The 7,581-nt window shown below is 70.9% G+C and carries 5 protein-coding genes and 1 pseudogene; all 6 read left to right on the top strand.

Annotated features, from left to right (window positions below; translation table 11 throughout):
• Positions 1 to 110: 110 nt before the first annotated feature.
• Positions 111 to 551, top strand: a pseudogene (locus tag ACIRRY_RS31225) (LOG family protein); the annotation flags it as partial.
• A gap of 40 nt (positions 552 to 591) precedes the next feature.
• Positions 592 to 1,290 (top strand): SDR family oxidoreductase, encoded by a 699-nt coding sequence (locus ACIRRY_RS31220; protein WP_403979054.1) that lies wholly within the window; start codon positions 592 to 594, stop codon positions 1,288 to 1,290.
• A complete protein-coding gene (locus tag ACIRRY_RS31215) occupies positions 1,287 to 1,688 on the top strand; it encodes a hypothetical protein (RefSeq protein ID WP_403979052.1) in 402 nt (133 codons plus the stop codon). The genes ACIRRY_RS31220 and ACIRRY_RS31215 overlap by 4 nt, the downstream gene beginning before the upstream one ends.
• Before the next feature lie 72 nt (positions 1,689 to 1,760).
• Positions 1,761 to 2,768 (top strand): methionine synthase, encoded by a 1,008-nt coding sequence (locus ACIRRY_RS31210; RefSeq protein ID WP_403979050.1) that lies wholly within the window; start codon positions 1,761 to 1,763, stop codon positions 2,766 to 2,768.
• A gap of 15 nt (positions 2,769 to 2,783) precedes the next feature.
• The gene (gene ligA, locus ACIRRY_RS31205; RefSeq protein ID WP_403979048.1) at positions 2,784 to 4,976 is read left to right on the top strand and encodes an NAD-dependent DNA ligase LigA; all 2,193 of its coding nucleotides are present in this window, start codon (positions 2,784 to 2,786) and stop codon (positions 4,974 to 4,976) included.
• A 270-nt stretch (positions 4,977 to 5,246) separates the two neighbouring features.
• A complete protein-coding gene (locus tag ACIRRY_RS31200; RefSeq protein WP_403979046.1) occupies positions 5,247 to 7,502 on the top strand; it encodes a putative bifunctional diguanylate cyclase/phosphodiesterase in 2,256 nt (751 codons plus the stop codon).
• The last annotated feature ends 79 nt before the right edge of the window (positions 7,503 to 7,581 follow it).

Genomic DNA, 7,581 nt, shown 5'->3' with positions numbered 1-7,581 from the left:
CAGCAAAGCCCCAGGCGAACCCGCCAGCAGCCGCCGCCCGCCGGTCGTCGTCACCCTGAACAACCGGTGGCACGACCACTAAAGCAACGGCATTGGCCTTAAGGGCGTGGGGGGACCCCCACGTGTGGGGCGGTTCCGACTCCGGGCTCATGAAGGTGGTCGCCGACGGCGTACACGCGGCCGGTGGACGGCTGGTGGGCGTCTCGGTGACCCTCCTGGCGGCGACGGCACGGCCGGGTGTCGACGAGATGGTGATCGCGGCCGACCTCGCCGAACGCAAGAGGCTGCTCCTGGAGAAGGCCGACGCCGTGGTCGTCATGGTGGGCGGTGCCGGGACGCTGGACGAGGCGACGGAGATCCTGGAACTGAAGAAGCACGGCCACAGCGACAAGCCGGTGGTGCTGCTGAACACCGCCGGCTTCTACGACGGCCTGAAGACCCAGTTCCGGCGCATGGAGGACGAGGGGTTCCTGCCCGTCCCGCTCACCGACCTGGTGTTCTTCGCGGAGGAGCCGGTGGGGGCGCTGGCCTACCTGGAGGCTGTGACATAAGCGGCTACCGCCGCGGGTTTCGGTACCCGCTGATGCGAGCATGGCGGGCATGGCTACACATGTGATCACCGGGGCCGGTTCCGGCATCGGCGCGGCCGTCGCCCGCCGGCTGCACGCGCGCGGGGACGAACTCGTGCTCCACGCGCGCGACGCGGGCCGCGCGAAGGAACTGGCGGCGGAGTATCCCGGGGCGCGCACCCTGGTGGGCGACTTGGCGGATCCCGACAGACTGAGCTGGGCGTTCTCGCACCAGAGCCTGCCCGACCGGGTGGACACGCTCCTGCACATCGCCGGGGTGGTCGACCTCGGCCCGGTGGGCGACCTGACCCCCAAGACCTGGCGCCACCAGCTCAACGTCAACCTGATCGCCCCCGCCGAACTGACCCGCCACCTCTTGCCCCAACTGCGGCTCTCCGGCGGCCATGTCCTCTTCGTGAACTCCGGCGCCGGCCTGCGGGCGAGCGCCGACTGGTCCGCGTACGCCGCCTCCAAGCACGGCCTGAAGGCCCTGGCGGACTCCCTGCGCCACGAGGAACACGGCAACGGCGTCCGCGTCACCTCGGTCTACCCCGGCCGTACCGCCAGCCCCATGCAGGCCAAGGTCCACCAACAGGAGGGCAAGCCGTACGACCCCTCCCAGTGGATCGACCCCGAGTCGGTCGCGACGACGATCCTCATGGCGATCGATCTGCCGGGGGACGCGGAGGTCAACGACCTGACGGTGCGGCCGGGACGGTGACCGGGCCGGAGCGCAGGAACAGGGCGAACGGCGCGGAGGTCCGGGACTGGCTCGACGAGGTCTGGGGGCGTACGGAGGCCGCGGTCGTCCTCGCACGCGGCGACGACGGTGGACCGCTCGCCGAACGGCGGCTCATGGGTGAGGTGTTCGACGCCGAGGACCTCGCGGAACTGCGCACCCTCACCACGACCGGCGAGTTCATAGACGACATCTGCCGCTGCCACGGCAGCATGACCATCGCCCTGCTCGACGCCGAGGGCGAGTTCATCGGGAGCGGCAGCGTGCACGGCGAGACGGACGTCTCCTGGGAGCGCGGCCGATTCCGGAACAACCTGGAGGTGGCGGATCCGGAGCAACTGGTCGGGTTCCTGGAGCGGCTCGGGATCCGGATGCGCTGAAGTCCGGATCGGCACCATCAAGCCGACGGCACCCCGGGATCCGCCCCAGTGTCGGCGGCTTAGGCTTCCGGGGTGAGCAACAACAGCCAGTTCAGCTTCGGCGCGGCGACCGGTATCGGATCCCTGCCCGGCAGCGACGCCCGCGAGGCCGCGAAGACCGCGACCGGGGCCTTCGAGGACTTCCCGTTCCTGCCCGAGCTGCCGGCCCGGGGACCCGGCGCGGACATGATCGGCCGGACCGCCGGACTGCTCGTCGAGGTGTACGCGCGTGTGGAGCCCAGTGGTTGGCGGATCGGGGACCGGCCGGGGCGGGACACGAAGCGGGCCTGGGCGTGGCTGGGGGAGGACCTCGACGCCTTTGAGGAGTTCACCCAGGGGTACGAGGGGCCGCTCAAGGTGCAGGCCGTAGGACCCTGGACCCTCGCCGCCGGGCTGGAGTTGAGGAACGGCGAGGCCGTGCTCTCCGACCCCGGCGCCTGCCGCGACCTGGCCGGCTCGCTCGCCGAGGGGCTGCGCAATCACCTCGCCGACGTCCAACGCCGCGTCCCCGGCGCCCAGATCGTGCTCCAGCTCGACGAGCCGTCCCTGATCGGCGTCCTGCGCGGACAGGTCAGGTCCGCCAGCGGCTACCGCACCTACCGCTCCGTCGACCGCCAACTCGTCGAGAGCACACTCCGCGACGTCGTCGAGGTGCACACGAACGGCCCGGTCGTCGTCCACTCCTGCGCACCGGACGTCCCGTTCGCCCTGCTGCGCCGGGCGGGCGCGGCCGGGGTCTCCTTCGACTTCTCGCTCCTCACCGAGCGTGACGACGACGTGATCGGCGAGGCGGTCGAGTCCGGCACCCGGCTCTTCGCCGGTGTCGTGCCGGGCACGGACACCGCATTGTCGGACCCTGCCGGTAGCGTCATGGGTGTCAGGACGCTGTGGCGCAGGCTGGGGCTGCGACCGGGACTTCTCGCGGAGGCGGTCACGATCACCCCGTCGTGCGGACTCGCGGGGGCTTCCCCCGAGTACGCGCGCAAGGCTCTCGCCCACTGCGTCCGGGCGGCGAGATCCCTCGCGGACAACCCTGAGTGACGGAAGGACAACACGGTGGCCGGCGACAGGCAAGCGGAGACGGCGGTGCCCGCAGAGGCACGGGAGAAGCACGCGCAGCTCGCTGAGCAGATCGAGGAGCACCGCTTCCGGTACTACGTGAACGACTCCCCGGTCGTCAGCGACGCGGAATTCGACCAACTCCTGCGCGCCCTGGAGGCGTTGGAGGAGGAGTATCCCGAGCTGCGCACGCCGGACTCGCCGACCCAGAAGGTCGCGGGGGCGTACGAGACGGAGTTCACCTCCGTCGTCCACCGCTCCCGCATGCTCTCCCTGGACAACGCGTTCGACGACCTGGAGCTCGCCGCCTGGGCCGAGCGCGTCCACAAGGACGTCGGCACCTCCGACTACCACTTCCTGTGCGAGCTGAAGGTCGACGGCCTCGCCGTCAACCTGACGTATGAGCACGGCCGCCTCACGCGCGCGGCGACCCGCGGCGACGGTCGTACGGGCGAGGACATCACGCCCAACGTCCGCACGATCGCGGAGATCCCGGACCGGCTGACCGGTGAGCGCGTGCCCGACCTCGTGGAGATCCGCGGCGAGGTCTACTTCCCGATGGAGAAGTTCGAGGAGCTCAACGCCCGGCTGGTCGAGGCCGGCGACAAGCCCTTCGCCAACCCCCGTAACGCGGCGGCGGGTTCACTGCGCCAGAAGGACCCCCGCGTCACCGCCGGCCGCCCCCTGCACATGGTCGTGCACGGCATCGGCGCCCTGGAGGGCTTCGACGCCCTCACCCGCCTCTCCGAGACGTACGCCCTGCTGAAGACCTGGGGCCTGCCCACGTCCACGTACAACAGGGTGGTCGACGACCTCGACGGCGTACGGGAGTTCATCCGGTACTACGGCGAGAACCGGCACTCCGTCGCGCACGAGATCGACGGCGTGGTCGTCAAACTCGACGAGATCCCGCTCCAGGGACGCCTCGGCTCCACCTCCCGCGCCCCGCGCTGGGCGATCGCGTGGAAGTACGCGCCCGAGGAGGTCAACACCAAACTCGTCAACATCCGCGTGGGCGTGGGCCGTACGGGCCGGGTCACGCCGTACGCCCAGGTCGAGCCGGTGACGGTGGCGGGCTCGGAGGTCGAGTTCGCGACGCTGCACAACCAGGAGGTCGTCAAGGCCAAGGGCGTTCTCATCGGCGACACGGTGGTGCTGCGCAAGGCCGGTGACGTGATCCCGGAGATTCTCGGCCCGGTCGCCGACCTCCGCGACGGCAGCGAGCGGGAGTTCGTGATGCCGGCCGAGTGCCCCGAGTGCGGTACGCCGCTGCGGCCGATGAAGGAGGCCGACATCGACCTCCGCTGCCCGAACGCCCGTGCCTGCCCTGCCCAGTTGAGGGAGCGGCTCTTCTACCTCGCGGGCCGCAAGGCGCTCGACATCGACCACTTCGGGTATGTGTCGGCCGCCGCGCTCACCAAGCCGCTGGAGCCGGCGGACCCGCCGCTCACGGACGAGGGCGACCTGTTCGACCTCACCATCGAGCAGTTGCTGCCCATCAAGGCGTACGTCCTCGACCAGAACAGCGGGCTGCCCAAGCGCGACCCGAAGACCGGCGAGGAGAAGATCGCGACGGTCTTCGCCAACCAGCTGGGCGAGCCCAAGAAGAACGCGCTGGCGATGCTGGAGACCATCGCGGCGGCCAAGGACAGCCCGCTCGCCCGCGTCCTCACGGGTCTGTCGATCCGTCATGTCGGCCCGGTCGCGGCCGAGGCGCTGGCCCGCGCGTTCCGTTCGATCGAGCGGATCGAGCAGGCCGAGGAGGTGGAGCTGGCGAACACCGAGGGCGTCGGCCCGATCATCGCCGCCTCCCTCAAGGAGTGGTTCGCCGAGGACTGGCACCAGGAGATCCTCCGCAAGTGGCGGGCCGCCGGGGTCCGTATGGAGGAGGAGGGTTCCGCCGAGGACGAGGGCCCGCGCCCGCTGGAGGGGCTGACCGTCGTCGTGACCGGCACACTCGAGCACTTCACCAGGGACGGGGCGAAGGACGCCCTGCAGAGCCGGGGAGCGAAAGTGACCGGTTCTGTTTCGAAGAAGACGTCTTTCGTCGTCGTAGGTGACAATCCTGGTTCGAAGTACGACAAGGCGATGCAGGTCAAGGTGCCTGTTCTGAACGAGGACGGTTTCAAAGTCCTGCTGGAACAGGGGCCGGAGGCGGCCGCCGAAGTCGCGCTTCCGGTCGTGGAGTAGCGAGGAGCAGCGGTTGAAGCCCACCCGATCGGCGCATACCAGATGCATACGGGTGGCCGGGTCGCATTCGGGCAACCGTCTACGACCGCTGCCCGTGGAAGCCTTCTGCGGCCTACTGTTGAGGTGTGCACCTGCCGTGCCCAGCTGCGGTTGGGGCAACCCCCTGCTCTTGGTGAGCAGGGGGAGGGGTTTTCCAAACGCGGTGCCGTTGACGGAAGTCGGGCATCGGACCGCGTGGCGTGGGCACCGCCGGCTGTGAGAGGGACGGGAATGGAACCGACCGAGAGCGCCCCCCCGGACTCTCCGCTGCGCCGGCTCACCGGCGCCTGGCGGAAGAGTCGTTGGGGAGCGCGACCCGTGGAGCGTCCGGGCGCCCAGCCGCGCGCCACCGGACAGTACTCCACACCGGACGCCCGGCACTCCGTACCGCTCTCCGCCGACCCGGGCACAGGACTGCCCGGCGACGGCGACCGTCATCTCACCTGGCCCGCGCTGCCCACGGCGGTCGTGGTCACGGCCGCGTTCGTCCTCGGGGCCGGATTCTTCCGGGCGTTCACCGGCGACCACGCGCTCTTCCCGTCGGGCACGGTCGGCTGGTCGCTGGCCGTCCTGACCGGCATCATCGTCGGCCACCTGGTCGCCCTCGGCCGCGCCCGCTGGTGGGGCGGCACCGGCTCGGGCGCCGCCCTCACCCTCGGCGTCCTGCTGCTCTACGGCTGGGTCGCCGCCGGCATGGTCAGCCTCACCGTCGTCGTCCTGGTCGGCATAGCCCGCCGCAACCGCTGGCGCCAGGGCGTGCTGCACGGCGCGGTGGACATCCTCGGCATCGCCGCAGGAGCACTCGTGCTGGGCGCGTTCGGCCGGGTGCCGTCCGTCGAGAAGCCCTGGAACCCCGACACCTGGACGGTCTACACCGCGCCCGAGGTGATCCTGGTCGCCGTCGCCTATCTGGCCGTGACCCGCACCCTGCTCTGGTACCTGCACGCCCCGCGCCACGGCGGACTGCCCACCGTCGCCCGCACCGCCCTGCTCAGACAGGGCCTGGTCGCGGTCGCCCTGCTCGGCATCGCCCCGCTGATCTGTGTGGTCGCCGTGGCCCAGCCGGTCCTGCTGCCGCTGTTCTCGATCCCGCTGATCGCCCTCGACTCCACCTTGTGGATGGCTCGAGCCCGGGCCGAGGAACAGTTGCGTGACCCGCTGACCGGGCTGCCCAACCGGCAGTGGCTCCTGGAGCGCATCTGGACCGCGCTGGACGACGCCGAGCGCATCGGCGCCAAGGCCGCCCTCATGCTGATCGACCTCGACCGTTTCCGATCGGTCAACGACACCCTCGGTCATCTGGCCGGTGACCGGCTGCTGTTGCAGATAGCCGACCGGCTGCGGGTGGCGCTGCCGCGCGGGGCGGAGGCCGCGCGGCTCGGCGGCGACGAGTTCGCCGTCCTGCTGCCCGTCGCCGACTCCACCACGTCCGCGACCCGGGTCGCCCGCAACCTCGTCGCCGCGCTCAGCTCCCCGCTCGACCTCGACGGGCTCACGCTCGTCCTGGAGGCCAGTGCGGGCGTCGCGGTCTTCCCCGACCACGCCCTGGACGCCGAGGGGCTGCTGCGCCGGGCGGACGTGGCGATGTACCAGGCGAAGCGGGACCGTACGGGCGTAGAGGTCTACGAGTCCAAGCGGGACTCCAACACCCCTGACCGGCTGGGTCTGTTGGGGGATCTGCGCCGGGCGCTCGACGCGCACGAGGTGCAGGTGCACTACCAGCCCAAGGTGCGCTTCGACGGTCAGGTGGCCGGGCTCGAGGCGTTGGTGCGGTGGGTGCATCCGGAGCGCGGGAAGGTGCCGCCGGACGAGTTCATAGCGATCGCCGAGTCCTCCGGGCTGATGCCCCATCTCACCGAGTACGTGCTCGACACCGCGCTCGCCCAGGTCGCCAGGTGGCGGGCCCAGGGGCTGTTCGTGCCGGTCGCGGTGAACGTCTCCCCGCGCGATGTGCACACCCCCGGGTTCGCGGGGTCCGTGGCCGCGCGCCTCGCCCGGCACGGGGTTCCGGCGGGCTCGCTGCAACTGGAGATCACGGAACACGTCCTCCTGGAGGACCCCCAGCGCGCCGCCGACACCCTCAACGGGCTGACCGGGCACGGCGTGAAGATGTCGCTCGACGACTTCGGGACGGGGTACTCGTCCCTGGTGCATCTACGGCGGCTGCCGGTCAGTGAGTTGAAGATCGACCGGTCGTTCGTGGCCCGGCTGGCGGTGGACACGGAGGACGCGGAGATCGTGCGGTGCACGGTTGATCTCGCGCATTCCCTGGGGTTGCTTGTCGTCGCCGAGGGGGTGGAGGACGACGAGACGTGGGAGCGGTTGCGGGATCTGGGGTGTGATGCGGTGCAGGGGTGGCTTGTCGCTGCGGCGATGCCTCCCGAGGACATGACGGCTTGGTTGCGGGCGCGGGGGTCCCGGGGGTGGCAGCGGCCTCGGGCGGCCTTGCCCGCGGCTGCGGCCGATGATCCGGGGCGGATTGGGTGAGTTTTTGAGTGCCGGCCCGTCGTGGCTGGTCGCGCCCACGCGGCGGAGCCGCAAATCGACACAGCCCCGCGCCCCTGAG

Origin of the sequence: Streptomyces sp. NPDC101776 (assembly GCF_044766845.1) — a bacterium.
Taxonomy (GTDB): Bacteria; Actinomycetota; Actinomycetes; order Streptomycetales; family Streptomycetaceae; genus Streptomyces.
This window is presented reverse-complemented; position numbering and strand designations above follow the sequence as displayed.